The following is a 21,356-nucleotide window of genomic DNA, read 5'->3' on the forward strand; positions in this document are numbered from 1 at the left end:
CATCAATGATGTTTTGATTTTATTTTTAATATCTTTTGTTGGTTGATTAAATCAATACTAAAACCAAGGGTATAGAATGATTTCTGTGCGAAAAAGCCTTTTCAAGTTGTTGCTGGAGTGTAGGTGGGAGCTGTGTCGTTTACTTGCGATTATGCATCTCTCTGATGAGATGCATTAATATTCACAATTTAACGCACATTTTTTTAAATGAGACTTAATAATCACTTAGTATTAAGTGATATTGTCACTAGCTGGCTATTGGCATTGAAACAACAACGTTATCATCGATTTTAACCAGCAAGGTAGATCAGATAGTTAAGCGGATTGGTATTAGTTCGTTAAGCATTAATACTTTAAATATTAATCCCAAAAAAATGGGCGGAAATGTTTTCGACAGACGGATTCATAACTGTCATTACCACCAATTTCAACTTGCTCACCCTCACGTACTGGGCGACCTTGTGGGTCTAAGCGTAATATCATATTTGCCTTACGCCCACAGTGGCAGATAGTTTTAAGTTCAACGAGTTTATCTGCCCAAGCCAGTAAATAATGGCTACCTGGAAAAAGCTCTCCTTGAAAATCTGTTTTTATTCCGTAACACAAGACTGGAATAGATAAACAATCAACCACATAGGTAAGTTGCTTAACCTGCTCTTTACTTAAAAACTGTGCTTCGTCTATCAATATGCAATGCTGTTGCGCTTCTTGATGTACTTTATTAATTATTTCACTGAGATTATCCTCTGCACTAAAAGCATAAGCGTCGGTTTCAATGCCAATACGTGAAGCTACTTTGCCCACTCCTGCGCGACTATCAATGGCCGCAGTTAATACGAAGGTGTTCATACCTCGCTCACGATAATTATAAGAGCTTTGTAAAAGCGAGGTCGATTTGCCTGCATTCATCGATGAATAATAAAAATAGAGTTGTGCCAAAGTAGATGCCTAAAAGTTAGATAGAGAAAAAAGACTATTTTAGCATCCCTAGCCCGCAAAATCGTTTTTTTGTAACCTACCGTATATATCACTTAATAATGTTTGATCTAACCCCGTCATCGAAGGCTTATTTTGGTGCAAAATACGCAGCCATATTAAGTGATATAAATAATGAGAGTGTGATTAATGCAATTGACTGATTTTGTTAATACCATTGGTAAAGACCTTAAAAGTCGTTACGGAGAACGGGTACACAAGCTCACCTTACACGGTGACTTTAGCTGCCCCAATCGTGATGGTACGTTAGGCAAAGGTGGTTGCACTTTTTGTAATGTCGCGGCCTTTAGTGATGAATCACAATCTCAACTATCGATCGCCCAGCAATTGCATTTACGCGCAAATGAAGTTGCGCATCGTGCCAGTAAATACCTGGCATACTTTCAAGCTTATACCAGCACCTATGCTGAAATCGCGCAACTATCATCGCTTTATGAGCAAGCGGTGAGTGAATCAAGCATTGTGGGTATTTGTGTCGGGACACGGCCTGATTGCGTATCTGATGACGTGTTAAACCTGCTTAGTAGCTACTTAATGCGTGGATATGAAGTTTGGCTTGAACTAGGGCTACAGAGCGCAAATGATAAGACGTTAAAACGTATCAACCGTGGCCATGGTTTTACTGAATATGAGAATGTGACACGTAAAGCGCGTGCACGCGGTATTAAAGTTTGCACGCATTTGATTTTAGGGTTACCAAAAGAGTCTGATGTTGATTATCAACAAACATTAAAGCAAGTATTGGAAGTCGGTGTTGATGGATTAAAACTACATCCGCTGCATGTCGTGCGTGGATCTCTGATGGAAAAGTCGTGGCGAGCAGACAGATTACAAACAATGTCGCTTGAGCAATATAGTCAATCAGCCGTTAAATTGATTCAGCAAACACCCCTTAACATTGTTTATCATCGTACATCCGCAACGGCAAAGTTAACTGAGTTATTAGCGCCTTTATGGTGTGAAAAACGCTGGCCGGTGCAAAATAGAATGTGTCAGTTGATGGCTGAAAGTGGCGGGCAGGGAAGTTGGACGGGTTAAGTATTTAGTCGCTTAGCTATAACATTAAAGTAATTACTCAGCACCCTGCTAAAACGTGTGCTTTTTATACGAAAATAGACAGTAACTGCTCAGGACTAAGCTATTTATGCTTAGTTCAAGGCGAAAAAGCGGAGTTTAGTCGTTTAAATGAGCATTTTTTAACGATGAAATAGGCTTAAATAGCGACGACCTGAGTAGCTACAGATTAAATTAAAATGACCACTGTACACTCATCACTAAAATGAGCGGTAACATAAAACCAGCTTCAACGCCGATATGTTCATTGAAATTATATTGTGCAGCATGGTAAATGTAAGGGGCAAAAGCAACACCGGTATTTTCTTTGCTGGTTCTATAAATCCCACCTTCTCCACAGTCATCAAAGGTATCAAAGAAAAATTCACCGGCATAAGAGTAAACACCTTTAAAGACTAAGCGGTTATTAACCTGGTACCAATCTTTACGTACCCCTAATAGAAAACATCGATTCGCTTGGCTATTTAAAAAGGTTCCTGCGAGTAAACTGTATTCAGAGTTCTCACTAAATTTTCGTTCGAGGGAAAAATATTGGTTATCAAAGTATTGATTTGACTCAGTATCGAAGGGAACAAGATGAAACAAGAAAGAGCCGGTGTTCATTGAAATCAGAGTATTTAGCTCAGCATAACTTTTTATCGGTAATAGGCTGAAAAGCAGTGCAAATAAGGGCAAGCGAAAAGGCATTTAACATTCTTAAATAAAGCAAAAAAAGTATTATAGATATTCTATCATTAAAGTCAGCCTTTTAATAAGGAAAATGAGAGCAAATACAATTATATTTTTCTGATTGTTAAATCAATGACTTATCATCTAGTCTGGGTGTTGTTCTCGCACCTTCATTATTTCATCGAAATGTTCTTCTGCAAGATCAACCAGTGAAGGTTGGAATTTAATACCACTTTCCGATTTTATTAATTCAAGTATTTTTTCAGGGCTCCAAGGTTCTTTGTAACTGCGCTTTGACCCCAAAGCATCAATAACATCAACTAATGCCATAATACGTGCTTCAATCGGAATATCTTCACCTTTCAACCCCTCGGGGTAACCACTGCCATCCCAATTTTCATGGTGATAATGCGCGAGTGTTCTCCCTAGTTGTGCGATAGGTAATGATGATCTGGCTAGCATTGCCCCGCCTGCTTCCGCGTGTTGTTTCATTATCTCCCACTCTTCGGGGTCTAACTTACCAGGTTTATGCAAGATGCGCTCTGGTACGGTTATCTTTCCTATATCATGTAGTGGGGCGGCCGCTTTTATAGCCGCAATAAAAGCCGCTGGCATATTTAGTTTTATTGCGATTAGGTGACATAATAATGCGGTGCGTTTTACATGCGCACCGGTTTCTTTACTGCGCGCTTCAATGGCGTCTCCGAGAATATACATGAGCTCTCGTTGATTCGTTTCAGACTGCTGATGGCGCACTAAACTTTCTAATACTAATGCGACGTTGGTTGAAAAAATCTCTGCTAAATCACTTTGGAAACCTGTTGGTGGGCTGTCAAACTCAATATATAAAACCGCACAAGCATCATGCGATGTACGGTAATAACTAATAAAATATTGATCGGTAAATTCACTGGTTTGATCAGAAAAAGCGGTGTTAATTTTTGTTTTAATGAGATCACTCATGTTTTCAATATTATCCGGTGTCTCTCCAAACTTGCCACTACACGCTAAATAGGTCTCTTCGATATTATTAAACAGATCGATTTCATGGCGCACTATATAAACGGAAGAACTATCGAGCGCCATTAATGACAGTAAGTTGGTGAGGGCCGCGGATGCAAATTCAGAAATTTTATCAACTTTTAAGATGCTAGTAGAGGAAGCAATGAGTTTTTTAAAGGCATCTAGGCTATTCGATATAGTGGTGATATCGCGGTAACTACGTATAGAAGAGTACACACAAGTGGTTAGTTTTCGCTGGGTGAGTTCGGTTTTAGTTTTGTAGTCATGAATATCGTATTGGCTAATCACGCTTTCTTCAGGGGCATTACCTGCTTGACCTGTGCGTAGAATAAGTCTGATGGTGGTGTTTTTTAAATCTTCGCGTATCCAGTTAATAAGATCTAACCCAGCATGTTCGCTTTCCATCACTACATCAATAAATCCCATGCTGAACTCAATGCCAGACTGTAATAATACTTTTGCTTCCTGTGCAGAATAAGCTGAATGTAAGGCCAGTTTTCTGTCTAAAATAACGCTGTTTTTTAAAACAAGTCGTGTGACATCATGAATTGCGGGTTCATCATCGACAATTAATATATGCCATAATTTATCTGATTTTAGGTCATCATTGGTCTCGGGTTCGACGACGTTAATTTCATCTTCTTCTTGAAATAAAAACTGAGACATATTTTCCAACCCGATTTATGTTTGTATTTTAATAGTCTGGCACAAAATAGAGTATTTGCCTGTGAGTTAATAATTAATCATGTATGTTGTTCACATATTTTAATTTCGCTGTGATATGAGATTATCAATGATGATAATTTTGTAGCTATACTTTAATAAAAGGAGTGTTTGTGCCTGATAATGAAGAAAATAAATACGCTTACCTAAATAAAATTGCCTGTGAAACAGAGGTACATTTACAAATTGTCACCCTGACAAAAGCAGTGCGTTTAAAAACTCGCCTGATTGGTGTAGATCCCAATATGTCGGTGATTGTGGCAATGGGTAACAGTAGCGAATGGATATATGCAAAACAGTATATTAGGGAAGGGCAAAAAGTCATTGTGCGCCTGATGAATACCGATCAGCCCAATGCAAATTTAGTTGCTTTTCAATCTAACATTCAAAAGTTAATAAGTGTGGCCGGTCGGTGGTTATTACTTGATTACCCTAAAGAGGTACAGCAACTACCTTTACGCCAACATAGGCGTTTACCGGTACATGTTGATGCTAAACTTTTACACCCTGAAACGAAAAAAATATGTTCAAGTGGCTACTTAAACGATTTGTCGATTCATGGTGGTGCTTTTGTTGGAGAACCAATAAAGAAGGCGTCATTGGATAAAAAGTACATTTTACAAGTGATGCTTGAGGGAGATACAAAATCGATTGCTATTGTGATTAAAAACACTAAAAAAGCGAACAAAAGAGGGCATTTAATACAGTATGGAGTGGTGATTGAAGCAGAAGCGGAAAACTCCAAACAGTTTGTTGAGCCTTTATTAATCGATTTTTTATTTAATTAGCGGAAAATCAAACACTTTTAGCAAAATTTTATGACTTTAGATTAATTTAGAAGAAAAAAAGGCAAAGATAACTTAAAATCAGTCACTTTTTCGAGGTGCTCTTATTATTCATTTATCTGTTATTTTCTTATTACTTTTTTCTCTCTTTACTCATGCTGACTCAGTGAGTGATAAGCGTACTTACGCGAGTCTTTCTTTTGAAAACGATGTTTTTTTCAAAGATGATGGTTTATATAGCAATGGCCTGTTTTTGACCTGGGGTTATAACCATGTTGATGCCTTAAATTCTGAAAACCTACCCTATTGGATCGCTTCGTTAGCGCAACAAACCCACCTCGTTTCTGGCGAAAATAAAAAATATTCAGTCAGTTATGGTTTTGGGCAAGTATTACAGACCGCGATTGATATCTCAGTTGAAGAATTAGTCAAAGAAGATGCCCCTTATGTCGGGTTATTGGCATGGGAAGTTAACCTATTAGCTTATGATGATTTTGTCAGTGATGAAGTTGGCTTGATTTTAGGTGCAGTGGGTCCGATGGCGGGCGGGGAGTTTGTACAATCCTTTGTGCATGATTTAACGGGCTCAAAGCAACCAAAAGGTTGGGATAACCAAATCAATAATGAATTTACTTTTCGCCTCCAAGCAAGACGCACATGGCGACTATATCAAGCAGATTTTAGCAGTGATTTATTGAATACCCAGTTTGACTTTTTAACCGGTGTTGATGGTGGACTTGGTAATTTACGTAGTGATGTTGCAACGGGAGTTGGTTTTCGTTTTGGCCAGCAACTTGATAAAAACTTTGGCTCAGCTACTGTTTTTCCAGTGCAAAAATTTAATGGCATGAACTACAGCCCTTATGGTTGGTACTTTTTTGCTAATGTGTCTGCAAGCTACGTGGCTAATGACATCTTCATTAACGGTAATACTTTTCACGATAGTCATAGTGTTGAATTTATACATACTCAAGTGGCGTTCTCTACTGGTATTATGGCCAACATCTATGACTTTTCTATCTTGTATACGTTATTACGCATTTCCGATGAGTACGAAGGCCAAGCCGAAGCTTCTCGTTTTGGCTCCATCGCGATCACCTATCATTTTTAGTTATCAGCTTCTAGCTTTATAGCTTTCAGCTTCTAATACCCTAAACTTAATGCTGATGGAGTACGTGGATCTGAAGCCCCATAAATGCCATTTTCGCTACGCATAATGGTTTGTGTACTACCCATAGTCGCTTGTTTTTTAAGGGTGTGACCTTTGGCTTCTAACAAACGAATGGTATCTATATTAAGGCCTTGCTCATAACGAATGTAATCGGGTAACCATTGATGATGAATACGTGGTGCCGCCGTTGCCTGTGCAATATTCATTTTATGATCCACTACATTTAAAATGATCTGTAATGTCGTGGTGATAATACGTGAGCCACCTGGTGTGCCGGTTACTAAATAAGGCTGATTATCTTTTAAGATAATTGTCGGGCTCATTGAGCTTAACGGGCGTTTATTCGCTTCAATGGCATTGGCTTCGCCACCAATTAACCCATAACCGTTTGGCTCTCCGGGTTTAGATGAAAAATCATCCATTTCGTTATTTAATAAAATCCCCGTGCCTTTAGCAACAAGGCCTGTGCCATAACTAAAGTTAAGTGTGTAAGTATTAGAAACCGCATTACCCCATTTATCGACAATACTAAAATGAGTGGTTTGATTACTCTCATAAGGCGCGACTTTGCCTGCGCTGATGGTGTTGCTGTCTGTTGCTTTATTAAGATCGAACTCTTTAATGCGTTTCTTCGCATACTCTTTTGAAATTAACGCTTCAATAGGCACATCTACAAAATCACTGTCCCCTAAATAGGTGGCGCGATCTGCATAAGCACGACGCATGCTTTCACTCATCATATGAATGGTTTGTGCACTATTATGGCCATATTCAGCTAGCGGATAATTTTCTAGCATATTGAGTAGCTGTACGATATGAATGCCACCTGAAGAGGGTGGTGGCATAGAGAGAACTTGGTAGCCTCGGTAGTCCCCTTTAATCACTTCGCGCTCAATCGCTTGATAGTTTTTCATATCCTCAAGGGTAATTAAGCCACCTGCTTGTTGCACTGATTGGCTAATGTTCTTCGCTATTTGACCTTGGTAAAAGGCCTTTTCTCCTTGTTGACTAATCGCCTGTAAACTTTTTGCTAAATCGGCCTGTTTTAAAGACTCGCCTACTTGATAGCTTTTACCGTCTTTTTTGTAGAAAATTGTTTTGCTACTTGCCCATTTACTTAAACGTGGTTGCGCTTGATTTAATGATGTCGCTAAATCAGGTGAAACAATAATGCCTTCTTTAGCTAATTTAATCGCGGGGGCCATTAATTGCTCACGGCTAAGGGTTCCGTATTTTTTACGCGCTAATTCAAGGCCCATTACTGTGCCGGGTACACCCACTGCAAGGCCGTGGTAACGAGAGAGTTGTTTTTGAGCATTACCTTGTTTGTCTAAATACATATCACGTGTTGAGCCGGCGGGCGCTTTTTCACGATAATCAATGGCAATCGCTTTTTGTTCTTTATTTAAATAAACCAACATAAAACCGCCACCACCTAAATTACCGGCGCGGGGGAGGGTGACGGCAAGTGCATAACCTACTGCAACAGCCGCATCAACGGCATTACCGCCCTGTTTTAATACATCAACGCCAATCTGCGTAGCAATCGCTTCCTGTGTTGCGACCATTGCTTCTTTTGCCCATACCGGATGATGGATGGACATTTTACTATAGATAGCTGTTTGTTTGGGGGCTGGTGGACTGGTTGCATAACTCAGTGACGACAAGACAGGCGAACAAAATAGACAAAGCAGTAAAACAGGTTTGATAAAACGCATAATTAAGCCTTATTGATAAAGTTGGTGGCGTTCAATATAGTCGAAAACTGGCGTTGGTAATAAGTTTTTTACACTTTTGTGATGCTTGAGGTTATTGCGGATTAATGTGGACGAAATATCAAATTGTGTGGTGTCTTGAAAGTAAATCTTCCCCGACTGTAATGCATGTAAATCACTGATTGAGATTGTTTGATGTGTTTTTAATAACGCGTTAACGGCATCGTTAAATTCGCCTTTCCAACCGGGTCTGGCGCAGATAACTAAATGGCAATAGTTAAGGATTTCTTGCCATTGAAACCAGCTATTAAAATTAATCAGCGAGTCCATGCCCATTATAAAGCAGATAGGTGTATCTGGATATTCAAGGCGTATCTCTTTTAATGTCTCGATGGTGTAACTGGCACTATCTCGATTTAATTCACGTCTATCGACTTGTAACGCGGTAATGCCTTGTACGGCAAGCTCAACCATTTCACTGCGTTGCTGAGCATTACAATGACTGCCTGCTTTATGGGGGGCAATATGGTTCGGCATTAAAAATAAGGTGTTGAGCTGTAAACGTTGTGCCACTTCAATCGCGGGTAATAGGTGTCCGTTATGGATAGGATCAAAGCTCCCGCCTAAAAATCCAATTGCTTTCACTTTCACTGAGTTGTTACCTTTAAATAGTCTTAATAAATAGTCTTAATAAATCGACTTAATAAACAGCAATAGGATTAATCACTCGGTTAGAAAAGTTTACTACCCCAACCTAGCTTGTTTTGTAATACATGGAAGTAGTTATAGTCTTCTGGATGAACCAGTTTCAGTTGATGTTCCGTTTTACGTAGGATCACTTCATCACCGGGTAAAACAGATAAATTGACATGGCTATCACAGCTTATTTGCATCTCGCAGCTATTACTTTCTGCAATTTTTAATCGCACAACGCTGTTAGCATCGATAACAATAGGACGGCTATTTAAGGTGTGCGGGAACATCGGTAATAAACTTATTGCATCTAAGTTGGGTGTTAAAATAGGACCTCCACCTGAAAGGGAATAGGCCGTTGACCCTGTAGGGGTTGAGATAATTAAACCATCAGCACGCTGACTGAGCATAAAGTTGTCATCAACATAGACTTCAAACTCTATCATGTGGGCAATTTTATCTGGGTGTAATACCGCTTCATTAACGGCGGTATTACTACTTTTCATGTGTCCGTGACTATGTACTTGTGCTTCCAGTAAAAAGCGTTTTTCAACGAGATATTTACCTGCTAATACTTCACCCAACGGCGCTTCAAAATTGTCGGGATCAAGGTCGGTTAAAAATCCTAAATTACCACGGTTAACACCAATAACAGCAATATCAAAACGAGATAAAACACGTGCAGCGCCCAGCATATAACCATCACCACCAATCACAATGGCTAAATCACAACGTTTACCAATACCCACTAAGTTGCTGCTTTTAACATTATCACAGGAAAGGTCACAGGCGACTCGTTTATCAACAATAACGTTTAGGCCTTTTTTCTGTAGAAATGTATACAGAGATTGTAGCGTTTCTTTAGCGCCGGCATGTTGTGTTTTGGCAATTAAACCAACTGTTTTAAATTCATTTAAATCAGGCTGTTGAGTGCTCATAATAACCTTGCTAAAAAAGTGTATAGATGAATGGAAGTATACCCGTTATCACTCAAGGTGCAAAATTCAGCAAGTGGAGAGGTGAACAGGTTCTAGGCTGGAAGTTGAAGGTCTAACTGGTTCAATCAAAACTTTCTAACAAATCATTAAATGCTTGCATTTGGTTGATGTCGCTAGAGGATTGACGAAGTCAATCGCTCGAAAGACAACGAATATGTTTGCCTCTCCGCTTGCCCTTCGGGTCGCTAGCTCGAAAGCTAATTCTGCGTAGCAATATTCGATAATAACCCGCCATTAAAGGATGAAAGTATTCTTTTTCATTCTACCGATAGAGAATTAACGCAGTTAATTTCTCGAAAGATCATCATGTTGCGCTTTGCTTCCGCATCCGAGCTAACGACTGAATGAAGGACTTTGATTGATGACGGGTATGTAACTTGTTTAAATGATTTTATTAACAGACTTGAAACTATTATTCGAATCCCCATAATACCCCTATAAAGTATTCAATTTATAGCTAGCTAGTTAGGAATAAAAAATGAGCGAAGAACAAAAAGTAAGTGTTGAAGAAGCAATTGAAACGGTTTTAGCTGAAGAAGCGAACGCAACTGCACCAGAAGCTGTTGAAGCTGAATTACTTGAGCCAGAAGTAGTTGAAGAAGAATCAACTAAAGAAGTCAACATGATTGAAGAGCTAGGCAAAAAACTTGCACTTGCTGAAGAAGACGTGATTGTACAAAAAGATTTAGTAGTACGTGCAAAAGCACATGCTCAAAACGAAATCCGTAAAGCGGGTCTTGACGCAGAAAGTAAAGTAAAACGTACATTAAAGCGTTTCACTGAAGCACTATTGCCAGTTGCTGATTCTTTAGAGATGGCAGTTAGCCATATTGATAAAGAAAATGAAGCATTAGCTAAAATGGCTGAAGGTGTTGAGTTAACACTTAAATCAATGATCGATTCTTTTGCAAAAGTAGGCATTGTGCAAATGAACCCGGTTGGCGAGCAAGCGAATCCAGAAAGACACCAGATTGTTAGCCAACAAAAAATCGAAGGCAAAGCAGCTAACGAAGTGATCGTTGTGATGCAAAAAGGTTACGAATATAACGGTCAAGTTATTCGTCCGGCTATGGTTATGGTTGGCGCTGCTTAATCTTTCACAACTCAGCCCGTCGTCATTTAGGCAAGCTTCATCGTTGAAAGTGCTCACAAATTTTTCTGGAATAAATTTGAACATCCAAAGGATGGCCCGTAGGGCGTAGCACAGGACGTGCGGAGTAATGGGTAAACCCAACTCCGCGCTTTCGCCTTGAATCATACCTAATTGACTTAGTGCTGAATTGCTCATTGATGTAGAAGCTCACTGTATTTATATTAAAAAGGCGCTTATTTTAGAAATAAAATAAGCGCCTTTTTTTATTTCTAAAATAAATTGAAGTTTTTTATCACTTCCCCTTGAAAGTAAAAATTCCCCCCTCATATAGTAAATATCAAAATGACAACGGTTTTAAATAAAGCCGGTCGTCACTAACCAAACAAATAAAACGACAATAAGTTGGAGAAGTAAAATGGGTAAAATTATCGGTATTGATTTAGGTACAACTAATTCATGTGTTTCTGTATTAGATGGTGATGTAGCTAAAATTATTGAAAATGCAGAAGGCGAACGTACTACTCCTTCAATCATTGCTTACACAGACGGCGAAACATTAGTAGGTCAACCTGCTAAGCGTCAATCTGTTACTAACCCAACAAATACATTATTCGCTATCAAGCGTTTAATCGGTCGCCGTTTTGAAGATGAAGAAACTCAACGCGATCTTAAAATCATGCCTTACAAAATAGTTAAAGCTGACAACGGTGATGCATGGGTAGAAGCACGTGGCGAGAAAATGGCTCCACCACAAATCTCTGCTGAAGTTTTGAAAAAAATGAAAAAAACAGCTGAAGATTACTTAGGCGAAAAAGTTTCTGGCGCTGTAATTACAGTACCTGCTTACTTCAATGATGCACAACGTCAAGCAACTAAAGATGCTGGTCGTATCGCGGGTCTTGATGTTAAACGTATCATAAACGAACCAACTGCTGCTGCATTCGCTTACGGCGTGAACAATGCTAAAGGCGACAGTGTTGTTGCTGTATACGACTTAGGTGGTGGTACTTTTGATATCTCAATCATTGAAATTGATGAAGTAGATGGCGAAAAAACATTTGAAGTATTAGCGACAAACGGTGATACCCATTTAGGTGGTGAAGATTTCGATAACCGTCTAATCAACTTTGTAGTTGACGAATTCAAAAAAGAGCAAAGCTTCGATCTAACAAACGATCCACTAGCTATGCAACGTGTTAAAGAAGCCGCTGAAAAAGCGAAAATCGAGCTTTCTTCTACACAACAAACAGATATTAACCTGCCTTACATCACTGCTGATGCAACAGGTCCTAAACATTTAAACGTTAAAATTACGCGTGCTAAATTAGAATCTCTAGTTGAAGACATGGTTAAAGCGACGCTTGAGCCACTACGTATCGCGCTTAAAGATGCTGACCTTTCTGTTGGTGACATTGATGATGTTATCTTAGTAGGTGGTCAAACTCGTATGCCTTTAGTACAAAGCACTGTTGCTGAGTTCTTCGGTAAAGAAGCACGTAAAGACGTTAACCCTGATGAAGCAGTTGCAATGGGCGCGGCGATTCAAGGTGCTGTACTTTCTGGTGAAAAAACTGACGTTCTTTTATTAGACGTTACGCCTTTATCAATGGGTATTGAAACAATGGGTAGTGTGATGACGAAAGTTATCGAGAAAAACACAACTATCCCTACTAAACAATCTCAAACGTTCTCAACAGCTGAAGATAATCAAGCTGCTGTAACGATTCACATTTTACAAGGTGAGCGTAAACGTGCGAGTGATAACAAATCTCTAGGTCAATTTAACCTTGAAGGTATCCGTGCAGCGACTCGTGGTACGCCACAAATCGAAGTAACATTCGATATGGATGCTGATGGTATCTTACACGTATCTGCTAAAGATAAAGATACTAACCAAGAGCAAAAAATTACGATCAAATCAAGCTCTGGTCTAAGCGATGAAGAGATTGAACAAATGGTTCAAGATGCTGAAGCAAATGTTGAAGCGGATAAAGCATTTGAAGAAGTAGTTGCTGCACGTAACCAAGCAGACGCTATGATTCATGCAACTAAGAAACAAATCGAAGAAGCTGGTGATGCATTACCTGCTGACGAGAAAGAAAAAATTGAAGCTGCTCTAAAAGAGCTTGAAGAAGCAACGAAAGCAGAAGATAAAGAAGCTATCGAAGCTAAAACAACAGCACTTGCTGAAGCATCTGCAAAACTAGCTGAAATTGCTCAACAGAAAGCACAAGCTGGCGAAGCCGGTGAAGCGCAACCTGAAGCACAAGCAAAGCAAGACGATGACATTGTTGATGCTGAGTTTGAAGAAGTGAAAGATGATAAAAAATAATCAACCTCCCTTCATTATGTAGGGTTGTTCATTATAAATAAAACAATGACGCGGGTTATAGAGTTCTCTATAATCCGCGTTATTATTTGTAAAATAGAAATTTGAGAACTAAAAATGTCAAAACGTGATTGCTATGAAGTGCTTGGTGTAACCCGCAGTGCAACGGAAAAAGAAGTTAAAAAGGCGTATAAACGTCTTGCAATGAAATATCATCCAGATAGAACAAAGGGTGATACTGCGCTTGAAGAAAAATTCAAGGAAGTAAAAGAAGCTTACGAAATTCTTAACGATTCAAATAAAAAAGCAGCGTTTGACCAATACGGTCATGAAGGTGTTAATCAGCAAAGCCAAGGTGGTTTTGGTGGTGGCGGCGGTGATTTTGGCGATCAGTTCGGCGATATTTTTGGTGATATTTTTGGCGGTGGTCGTGGCGGTCGCGGTGGAGCACAACGTCCACAGCAGGGTGCAGATCTTCGTTACAATATGGAATTATCACTTGAAGAAGCGGTACACGGCGCTTCAAAAGAGATTGAAATCCCAACACAAGTTCACTGTGAACAGTGTAATGGCTCAGGTGCTAAAAAAGGTACTGAAGCGAGATCATGTGGTACTTGTCACGGTCAAGGCCAAGTACAAATGCGTCAGGGTTTCTTCGCAGTTAACCAAACCTGTCCGACTTGTCGTGGTAAAGGTAAAATCATTGTTGACCCATGTCATAAATGTCATGGTGAAGGACGTTACGAAAACAGCAAAACGCTTAATGTTAAAATTCCAGCGGGTGTTGATACCGGTGACCGTATTCGTTTAAGTGGCGAAGGTGAAGCAGGCGAACATGGTGCACCATCGGGTGATCTCTATGTACAAATGAATGTGATTGATCACGAAGTATTTGTGCGTGACGGTGATAATCTTTATTGTGAAGTGCCAATTAGCTTCGCAGAAGCGGCGCTTGGTGGCGAGATTGAAGTACCGACTTTAGATGGTCGTGTAAAACTAAAAATCTCTGCAGAAACGCAAACAGGTCGTATGTACCGTATGCGTAATAAAGGTGTTAAATCAGTACGTAGCCACAGTGTTGGCGATTTAATGTGTAAAGTGATTGTTGAAACACCTGTTAAGCTTTCTGCTAAACAACGTGAATTACTTAAAGAGTTTGAAACAACGTGTTCTTCAAGCCCTAAAAAACACAAACCAAAATCAGATGGTTTTTTGAATAACCTTAAAAACTTCTTTGATGATTTAAGTAAGTAAGGATTGGCTTCAAAATTACTTGCACTTTTATTTTCAAAATAACCAGTCATTTTAGGTTTTTTGAAAACAATTTAGCGCAAGTTATTGTGTAACGATTCCTAAATAACAACTTATTGTTTATGAAAAATACCATCCTTGTGATGGTATTTTTTTAACTTCAAAATGGCCTATATTCGAACAACTGAAATTCAACTAAAGAGATAAGCAGATGAAACATTTAGTGATTGGTGGTGTACGCAGTGGGAAAAGTGACTTTGCAGAGAAGCAACTTGCTCAGTGCCTTGTCTCGACAAAACAACAACATGCTTTTTATATTGCGACCAGTCTCGCGATTGGTGAAGAAACCAAAAGCCGTATTGCCCGTCATCAATTACACCGTGATAATAAACTGGTGACCTGTGAGCTCGATTATCAACAACAGACCTTAAATCACTTTTTAGATAGTCACGATGGGCCAGATCAACTGATTTTAATTGAATGTTTATCGACTTGGGTCGGTTGGTATCTCTCTCAAGATAAATCATTAAAGCAATGCGTGATTGAATATGAACAGGTTAAAAATCAACTTATCCAGCGTTTAAGCGTATTGCAAGCGACCGTTTTTATCGTCACAGGTGAGGTGGGTTGTGGCTTGATAGGCGAAAGTAAATTGATGCGTGTTTATGCTGATAAGTTGGGAGAACTGAATCAGGAAGTCGCGCGTTTAGCCGATAATGTCACTGTAGTGACCGCTGGTATTGCGCAACAAATAAAAGGTTAATTATTTTTTAAACTTTTATTTCATAATAAGCCTTTAAAAATGAATTTACCCCCCCATTTAATTATCATGTAACAAAAAATATCTAACCACTTACATTTAATAATAGAAGAGAATGACATGTCTGAACTACAATTAACTACACAAGAATTACAAGCAAGCTACGGTATTGGTCTACAAATGGGCGAGCAACTTCGTGCACAACCTTTTGACGGTTTAGAAATCTCTGCTGTTGCTGCTGGCATTGCTGATGCATTCGTTGGTGCAGAAAGCCAAGTTTCTCAACAAGATCTTCAAGAAGCATTCCAAACAATCTCTGCACGTATGCAAGTTGCTGCTGAAGAACAAGCTAAAATATTAGGTGCTGCTGGCGCTGAATTCTTAGCTGCAAACGCTGCTAAAGATGGCGTTGAAGTAACTGCATCTGGTCTTCAGTTTGAAGTTATTACACAAGGCGAAGGCGAAATCCCAACTGCTGACTCTACTGTAAGCGTTCATTACCACGGTATGTTAGTTGACGGTTCTGTATTTGATAGTTCTGTTGAACGTGGTCAGCCTGCAGAATTCCCAGTTGGCGGTGTTATCGCTGGTTGGACTGAAGCATTACAAATCATGCCTGTTGGTTCAAAGTACAAACTAACTATCCCTGCTGATCTTGCTTACGGCGAACGTGGCGCTGGTGCTGCAATCGGTCCTCACGCAACATTAGTATTTGAAGTAGAATTATTAGCAATTAAATAATTCCACTTCATTTAATGACTCAATCCGTCGTCCTTAATGACTTTGGATTGAGCCGTTAATAAAAAAGCCCATACGTTGTTCACAGCGTATGGGCTTTTTTGTATCAACAAATAAAGTGTATTGTTATCGATAAAAGGTGGTGCTCATTAACTCAAGTGTTAACCAGCTGTCGCTACTATTTTCTACTTTTACATCAATCTCTAATTGTGCGCATTGCATCAACAGTTGTTCTAACTGCTGAGTTGTCACATGGCTTAATGCCTCTGTCATTAACGCTTGTTTACTGGTCCATAACTTAGGTTGATGCTGATTTAATAATTGCGGCAAGGGTGTATGTTGCATCTGGTAACTTAGCTTGAGTAACTTCTGAACTTCACTACTTAACGTCGCGCTGAGTATTAATAACTCTAAACCTTCCGCTTTCAATTGCTGCAAAATCCGTTGGCTTCTAAACTTATCACCCGCGAGTAAGCTATCTAGCCATTGAAAAACCGAGAAATGGTTATGCGTGGTAATAGATTGTTCAACTTGATGCAAGGTCAGGTTTTGCTTAGGGTATAACAGTGCAAGTTTTTCGAACTCTTGTTTAGCCGCTAATAAGTTACCTTCAAAATGCACACAGAGAAAATCAATGACCTCTTTATTCGCTTGTAAACCTAATGATTTTAAACGCTTAAAAACCCATTGTGGGAAGTGTTGGGCACTCGGGGCATTAGCAGCAACATATAATCCCTGAGACTCTAATTTCTTAAACCAAGCGCCGTTGAGTTGCTGATTGTTCAACTTAGGGCCTTGCAATAACAGCAAAATATCGTCATTTAATAAAGGCGCAATTTCACGTAAAAAAGCAGTATTTTCTTTACTTGTTTTAGTTAGTGTTAGTCCGATGATCTTTTTATCTGAAAACAAAGATAAACTTTGTAGATGACTATAAATTTCATCTTTTTCAAAGTTACCATCAAGGCTAAAACTGAAATGTTCGAGATAGCCTTGAGACTTAGCGACCTGTTTGACAAGATCTTGTGCTTCTAACGTCAGCAGGGCTTCATCACCAAAGATAAGAATGCAATTGGGGATCTGTTGCTTAATATGTTGTTGAAGTTGCTCTGGATAGATACGCATCTGAATTAAGGAGTCTCTTCATCAAGCTGTTTACTATTTTTATTTTCCAAGCTGAGCATGGTATTAATAATATGATCGGCGGCGATAACACGTAACTCTTTGACTAATAATTCCGCTTCTCGTGATTTTGCCAATGCCTGTGCTGGATTGTCTAAAAAATCTCGGTATAAATTGACGGTAAAGTCTTGTGCTTCATAACCAGGGCTTTGAATGGAATAACTGAGGTTATAACCTAACTCTTGTTCTGCATTTTGCGCATTGACATAGAGTGAAATAGTACGTGCACTCTGACGTTCTGCATTAATCTTTAATATTGCAATATCTTCTGATGGCTCTGTGACAATTTCAATGCCTGCACCACGTAATCGTATTTTAACTAATCGTGTTAAATCAGAATTTGGGGCACTTTGTAATAATATTTTTGGATGTTTTTCGACTAATCCATCGTTATGTTTTAAGTGGAAACCACATGCGCTTAAAAATAACACTGAAGAAAGTAGCGTGGAGATTTTCAACGCGTTAAACAAAGTTTTCATATTTATCTCTGCCTTTAAAAAGGGCGCTTAATGGACGAAAGGCTAGAAGCTTGAAACATCTCTGTCCCTCGCATTCCAGCCTTATAGTTTTTATCTTAGTTGGCGACTGTTTAGTTCACTACTGTTTAATTAGCTACGATGTTGAGTAACTTACCAGGAATGTAGATAACTTTACGTACTGTTTTGCCTTCGGTAAATTTAGCCACATTTTCGTCGCTTAATCCTAATGCTTCAACCGCTTCTTTAGTAATGTCAGCAGCAACGGTTAGTTTACTTCTTAACTTACCATTAACTTGTACGATAATAAGTTTTGAATCTTCTACTAAAGCCGCTTCATCAACCGTTGGCCAAGGCGCTGTTAAAATATCACCTTGTTCACCTAATGCTTCAAATAACTCTGCACAGATATGTGGTGTGATAGGTGACAGTAATTTAACCACTGCCACTAATGCTTCTTGGATAATGGCACGATCTTGTAAATCAGCCGTTGGCGCTTTAGTTAACTTGTTCATCAACTCCATTACCGAGGCGATAGCGGTGTTGAACGTTTGACGACGACCTAAATCATCCGTTACTTTCTTGATGGTTTTATGCAGTTCACGGCGTAGTGTTTTTTGCTTGTCATTATGTGATTTAATGTCTAAATCAGCAACTTCACCAGCAGCAACATGATCAACGGCTACTTTCCATAAACGCTTAAGGAAACGTAATGAACCTTCAAGCGCAGAATCAGACCATTCCAATGTTTGCTCAGCAGGGGCAGCAAACATCATAAATAAACGTACGCTGTCTGCGCCGTATTTATCGATCATATCCTGTGGGTCGATACCGTTATTTTTTGATTTAGACATTTTACACATGCCATCAAAAATAAGTGCTTGGCCATCTGCCATTTTAGCGCTTAATACTTTGCCTTTTTCATCGGTTTCAGTAATTGCGTCTTTTGGAGAAATCCAAACTTTACCGCCTTTCTCATCTTCATAATAATAAGCATCTGCTAATACCATACCTTGTGTTAGCAATTTCTTATAAGGTTCATCACAATCTACTAAACCAAAGTCACGTAATAATTTATGGAAGAAACGAGAATATAAAAGATGCAAGATAGCGTGTTCAATACCACCGATGTATTGGTCTACAGGTAACCAGTAATTCGCTTTTGCAGGATCTAACATTTTGTCGTCACTTTGTGGCGAACAGTAACGTGCGTAGTACCAGCTTGATTCCATGAACGTATCAAAGGTATCTGTTTCGTGTGTTGCAGGCTGACCGTTATAAGTCGTTTTAGCCCACTCTAAATCTGCTTTGATCGGTGATGTAATACCATTCATTTTAACATCTTCAGGCAGTACAACAGGTAGTTGGTCTTCTGGGACTGCAACAACAGTGCCGTCTTCAAGTGTTAACGTTGGGATTGGTGCGCCCCAGTAACGTTGACGAGAAACACCCCAATCGCGTAAGCGGAAGTTAACTTGGCGCTTACCTTTATTTTCGCTGGTCAGTTTTTCTTCTACTGCATCGAATGCAGCAGTGAAATCTAGGCCGTCTAATTGTGCAAATACGCCAGAGTCAAAACACACGCCTTTTTCAGTGTAAGCCACTTCAGAAACATCAACGTCAGCATCTGCTGGTTTGATAACGGCTTTAATGTTTAAGCCGTATTCTTTAGCAAATTCATAATCACGTTGGTCATGTGCAGGTACTGACATAACCGCGCCTGAGCCGTAACTCATTAATACAAAGTTAGCTGTCCAAACGGGTACTTCTTCACCGGTGATTGGGTGAATTGCTTTAACGCCAGTATCAACACCTTCTTTAGCCATTGTTGCGAGTTCTGCTTCAACCAATTTTTGGTTTTTACATTTATCGCTAAAAGCAGCTAATTCAGGATTCGTTTTACCCGCTTCAAGTGCAATTGGATGTTGCGCAGCGACTGCGATGTAAGTAACACCCATTACTGTGTCAGGACGAGTCGTGTAAACAGAGACTGTTTCGCCAGTGCCGACTACTTTAAAGTCCATCTCGATGCCTTCAGAGCGACCGATCCAGTTACGTTGCATAGTACGCACTTGCTCTGGCCATTCATCTAACTGGTCCAAATCATCAAGTAATTCTTGTGCGTAAGCAGTGATTTTAATAAACCATTGTGGAATCTGTTTTTGCTCAACAATGGCACCTGAACGCCAACCGCGACCATCAATAACTTGTTCATTCGCTAATACTGTTTGGTCAACAGGATCCCAGTTAACGGTTGCCATTTTTTTGTAAACAAGATCTTTTTCAAGCAATTTAGTAAAGAACCATTGTTCCCAACGGTAATATTCAGGCTGACAAGTCGCTAATTCACGGCTCCAGTCATAACCAAAACCTAACTGTTTAAGCTGGGTTTTCATGTAAGCGATATTTTCGTAAGTCCAACCTGCTGGCGCAGTATTGTTTTTGATTGCCGCGTTTTCTGCTGGCAAACCAAATGCATCCCAACCCATAGGTTGCATTACATTTTTACCTTGCATACGTTGGTAACGAGAGACTACATCACCAATGGTGTAGTTACGTACGTGACCCATGTGTAGTTTTCCACTTGGGTAAGGAAACATTGATAGGCAGTAATATTTCTCTTTTGACGGGTCTTCAGTCGCTTTAAATGATTGGTTATCATCCCAATTTTTTTGGAATTTCGCTTCAATCTCTTTGGGGTTATATAACTCTTGCATATTCTGTCTGCCTAGCAATAAAAAGGGGAAATAAGTAAGGCGTTAGGATACAGGAGTCAGATGGTTGCAACAATAATTATGCGAAGGATGGTTTGTTTTTCAATCAACAAAGCCCTTTTTTGGAGACAAAAGGTCAAAAAATGTAATTTATTGCTTAATTATTGCTTAATTTGGCGTACTCTAGCCATTAATATATTTTTAAATACTGAATGATGGAGGCCCTATGGCAGAAGATGTTAAAGAACTAATTGTAAATGACGATGAATTTAAGCTTCTCTCTGAAATGATCATGGATATTGATGATCCTGAAAGTGAAAAAAAGACTCTTGAGTATGATATCACAGGGTCTAATGGCAAAGATGCATTGCTGTTCCAGCTTGGCTTAGCGGATGATTTACAACTTGTCGCTAACTATGGAAACCACCATCTTGTTTTTCCTGTACAAATGCAAATGGGCGATTTTGCTAATTTCAGAATGAGTCTTAAATCACCTAAAATCTTTGAGACAGGTGATCAATTACGTTCGTGGCGTTTACCTGCTGATAAAACTATTTCATTAGTTAATGAGCAAGGTGAAGAGTTACATTATAAAATCAAAGATTTGTCGGCATCTGGTATCTCGTTATTGATTGATGATGAAGAGGGCGCTGATTTCCCTGAACAATTACACAACATTTACTTACAGTTACCAAATCGTGATCGTTTAGCGATATCTGGATCTCAAATCAGACGTGTTGATAATAAAACTGTTGCGTATTCATTAGGTAAGTCGACTGATGATACTGTTTTGGCTGCACTTGCTGAATATTTGTTCGAATGTCATGCAGAGCAACACCCAGAAGCACACGCAAATCAATTCAAGTAAAATTTTTTGATGTTTATTTAAACTGTTTGTCTGATTTATCAGCAAACAGTTTTTTTTTGTCATTTAACCTTTACAAGTTTGGGGTTTTGTCTGTATTA

18 protein-coding genes are annotated in these 21,356 nt (G+C 39.2%); 9 read left to right on the top strand and 9 right to left on the bottom strand.

What is annotated here, in order from left to right; genetic code table 11:
* Positions 1-360: 360 nt before the first annotated feature.
* Complete coding sequence (locus CXF74_RS08820) at positions 361-939, bottom strand: thymidine kinase (protein WP_101082041.1); 579 nt, start codon at positions 937-939, stop codon at positions 361-363.
* A gap of 186 nt (positions 940-1,125) precedes the next feature.
* On the opposite strand from CXF74_RS08820, the gene CXF74_RS08825 reads away from it, so the two are divergent.
* Positions 1,126-2,034 carry a TIGR01212 family radical SAM protein gene (locus CXF74_RS08825; protein WP_101082042.1) on the top strand — a complete coding sequence of 303 codons (909 nt, stop codon included), beginning with the start codon at positions 1,126-1,128 and terminating at the stop codon, positions 2,032-2,034.
* Positions 2,035-2,244: 210 nt separating this feature from the next.
* On the opposite strand, the gene CXF74_RS08830 is transcribed toward CXF74_RS08825, so the two are convergent.
* Positions 2,245-2,757 carry a hypothetical protein gene (locus tag CXF74_RS08830; protein WP_101082043.1) on the bottom strand — a complete coding sequence of 171 codons (513 nt, stop codon included), beginning with the start codon at positions 2,755-2,757 and terminating at the stop codon, positions 2,245-2,247.
* A gap of 126 nt (positions 2,758-2,883) precedes the next feature.
* Positions 2,884-4,428 carry an HD domain-containing phosphohydrolase gene (locus tag CXF74_RS08835; protein ID WP_101082044.1) on the bottom strand — a complete coding sequence of 515 codons (1,545 nt, stop codon included), beginning with the start codon at positions 4,426-4,428 and terminating at the stop codon, positions 2,884-2,886.
* Between the two features lie 170 nt (positions 4,429-4,598).
* Between CXF74_RS08835 and CXF74_RS08840 the strand changes: the two genes are divergently transcribed.
* Together CXF74_RS08840 and CXF74_RS08845 are read left to right on the top strand one after the other, a co-directional pair.
* Complete coding sequence (locus CXF74_RS08840) at positions 4,599-5,273, top strand: flagellar brake domain-containing protein (RefSeq protein WP_157822367.1); 675 nt, start codon at positions 4,599-4,601, stop codon at positions 5,271-5,273.
* A gap of 121 nt (positions 5,274-5,394) precedes the next feature.
* A complete protein-coding gene (locus CXF74_RS08845; protein ID WP_332870268.1) occupies positions 5,395-6,381 on the top strand; it encodes a lipid A deacylase LpxR family protein in 987 nt (328 codons plus the stop codon).
* 32 nt (positions 6,382-6,413) lie between these two features.
* Here the strand turns inward: CXF74_RS08845 and ggt are convergent, their stop codons facing one another.
* The 3 genes from ggt to nadK all read right to left on the bottom strand — a co-directional run bounded on the left by ggt (position 6,414) and on the right by nadK (position 9,787).
* Entirely contained in the window at positions 6,414-8,159 is a 1,746-nt protein-coding gene (ggt, locus tag CXF74_RS08850) for a gamma-glutamyltransferase (RefSeq protein WP_101082047.1), read from the bottom strand.
* A gap of 9 nt (positions 8,160-8,168) precedes the next feature.
* Positions 8,169-8,807 (bottom strand): nicotinate-nucleotide adenylyltransferase, encoded by a 639-nt coding sequence (gene nadD / locus CXF74_RS08855; protein WP_101082048.1) that lies wholly within the window; start codon positions 8,805-8,807, stop codon positions 8,169-8,171.
* Positions 8,808-8,887: 80 nt separating this feature from the next.
* Complete coding sequence (gene nadK, locus CXF74_RS08860; RefSeq protein WP_101082049.1) at positions 8,888-9,787, bottom strand: NAD(+) kinase; 900 nt, start codon at positions 9,785-9,787, stop codon at positions 8,888-8,890.
* A 538-nt stretch (positions 9,788-10,325) separates the two neighbouring features.
* On the opposite strand from nadK, the gene grpE reads away from it, so the two are divergent.
* The 5 genes from grpE (at position 10,326) to CXF74_RS08885 (ending at position 16,021) form a co-directional block, all read left to right on the top strand.
* Positions 10,326-10,940, top strand: coding sequence for a nucleotide exchange factor GrpE (gene grpE, locus CXF74_RS08865; protein WP_101082050.1), 615 nt, complete (start codon positions 10,326-10,328; stop codon positions 10,938-10,940).
* 415 nt (positions 10,941-11,355) lie between these two features.
* Entirely contained in the window at positions 11,356-13,272 is a 1,917-nt protein-coding gene (dnaK, locus tag CXF74_RS08870; protein WP_101082051.1) for a molecular chaperone DnaK, read from the top strand.
* Positions 13,273-13,386: 114 nt separating this feature from the next.
* The gene (gene dnaJ, locus CXF74_RS08875; protein WP_101082052.1) at positions 13,387-14,523 is read left to right on the top strand and encodes a molecular chaperone DnaJ; all 1,137 of its coding nucleotides are present in this window, start codon (positions 13,387-13,389) and stop codon (positions 14,521-14,523) included.
* 208 nt (positions 14,524-14,731) lie between these two features.
* Positions 14,732-15,283 carry a bifunctional adenosylcobinamide kinase/adenosylcobinamide-phosphate guanylyltransferase gene (locus tag CXF74_RS08880; protein WP_101082053.1) on the top strand — a complete coding sequence of 184 codons (552 nt, stop codon included), beginning with the start codon at positions 14,732-14,734 and terminating at the stop codon, positions 15,281-15,283.
* 117 nt (positions 15,284-15,400) lie between these two features.
* Positions 15,401-16,021 carry an FKBP-type peptidyl-prolyl cis-trans isomerase gene (locus CXF74_RS08885; protein ID WP_101082054.1) on the top strand — a complete coding sequence of 207 codons (621 nt, stop codon included), beginning with the start codon at positions 15,401-15,403 and terminating at the stop codon, positions 16,019-16,021.
* Positions 16,022-16,144: 123 nt separating this feature from the next.
* Here the strand turns inward: CXF74_RS08885 and holA are convergent, their stop codons facing one another.
* The 3 genes from holA to leuS all read right to left on the bottom strand — a co-directional run bounded on the left by holA (position 16,145) and on the right by leuS (position 20,393).
* The gene (holA, locus tag CXF74_RS08890) at positions 16,145-17,143 is read right to left on the bottom strand and encodes a DNA polymerase III subunit delta (protein WP_101082055.1); all 999 of its coding nucleotides are present in this window, start codon (positions 17,141-17,143) and stop codon (positions 16,145-16,147) included.
* A 5-nt stretch (positions 17,144-17,148) separates the two neighbouring features.
* Positions 17,149-17,679 (bottom strand): LPS-assembly lipoprotein LptE, encoded by a 531-nt coding sequence (locus CXF74_RS08895; RefSeq protein ID WP_101082056.1) that lies wholly within the window; start codon positions 17,677-17,679, stop codon positions 17,149-17,151.
* A 125-nt stretch (positions 17,680-17,804) separates the two neighbouring features.
* Positions 17,805-20,393, bottom strand: coding sequence for a leucine--tRNA ligase (gene leuS, locus CXF74_RS08900; RefSeq protein ID WP_101082057.1), 2,589 nt, complete (start codon positions 20,391-20,393; stop codon positions 17,805-17,807).
* A 223-nt stretch (positions 20,394-20,616) separates the two neighbouring features.
* On the opposite strand from leuS, the gene CXF74_RS08905 reads away from it, so the two are divergent.
* Positions 20,617-21,258 carry a PilZ domain-containing protein gene (locus CXF74_RS08905; protein WP_101082058.1) on the top strand — a complete coding sequence of 214 codons (642 nt, stop codon included), beginning with the start codon at positions 20,617-20,619 and terminating at the stop codon, positions 21,256-21,258.
* Positions 21,259-21,356: the final 98 nt, after the last annotated feature.

The sequence above is a fragment of the Psychromonas sp. Urea-02u-13 genome (genome assembly GCF_002835995.1).
GTDB lineage: Bacteria > Pseudomonadota > Gammaproteobacteria > Enterobacterales > Psychromonadaceae > Psychromonas.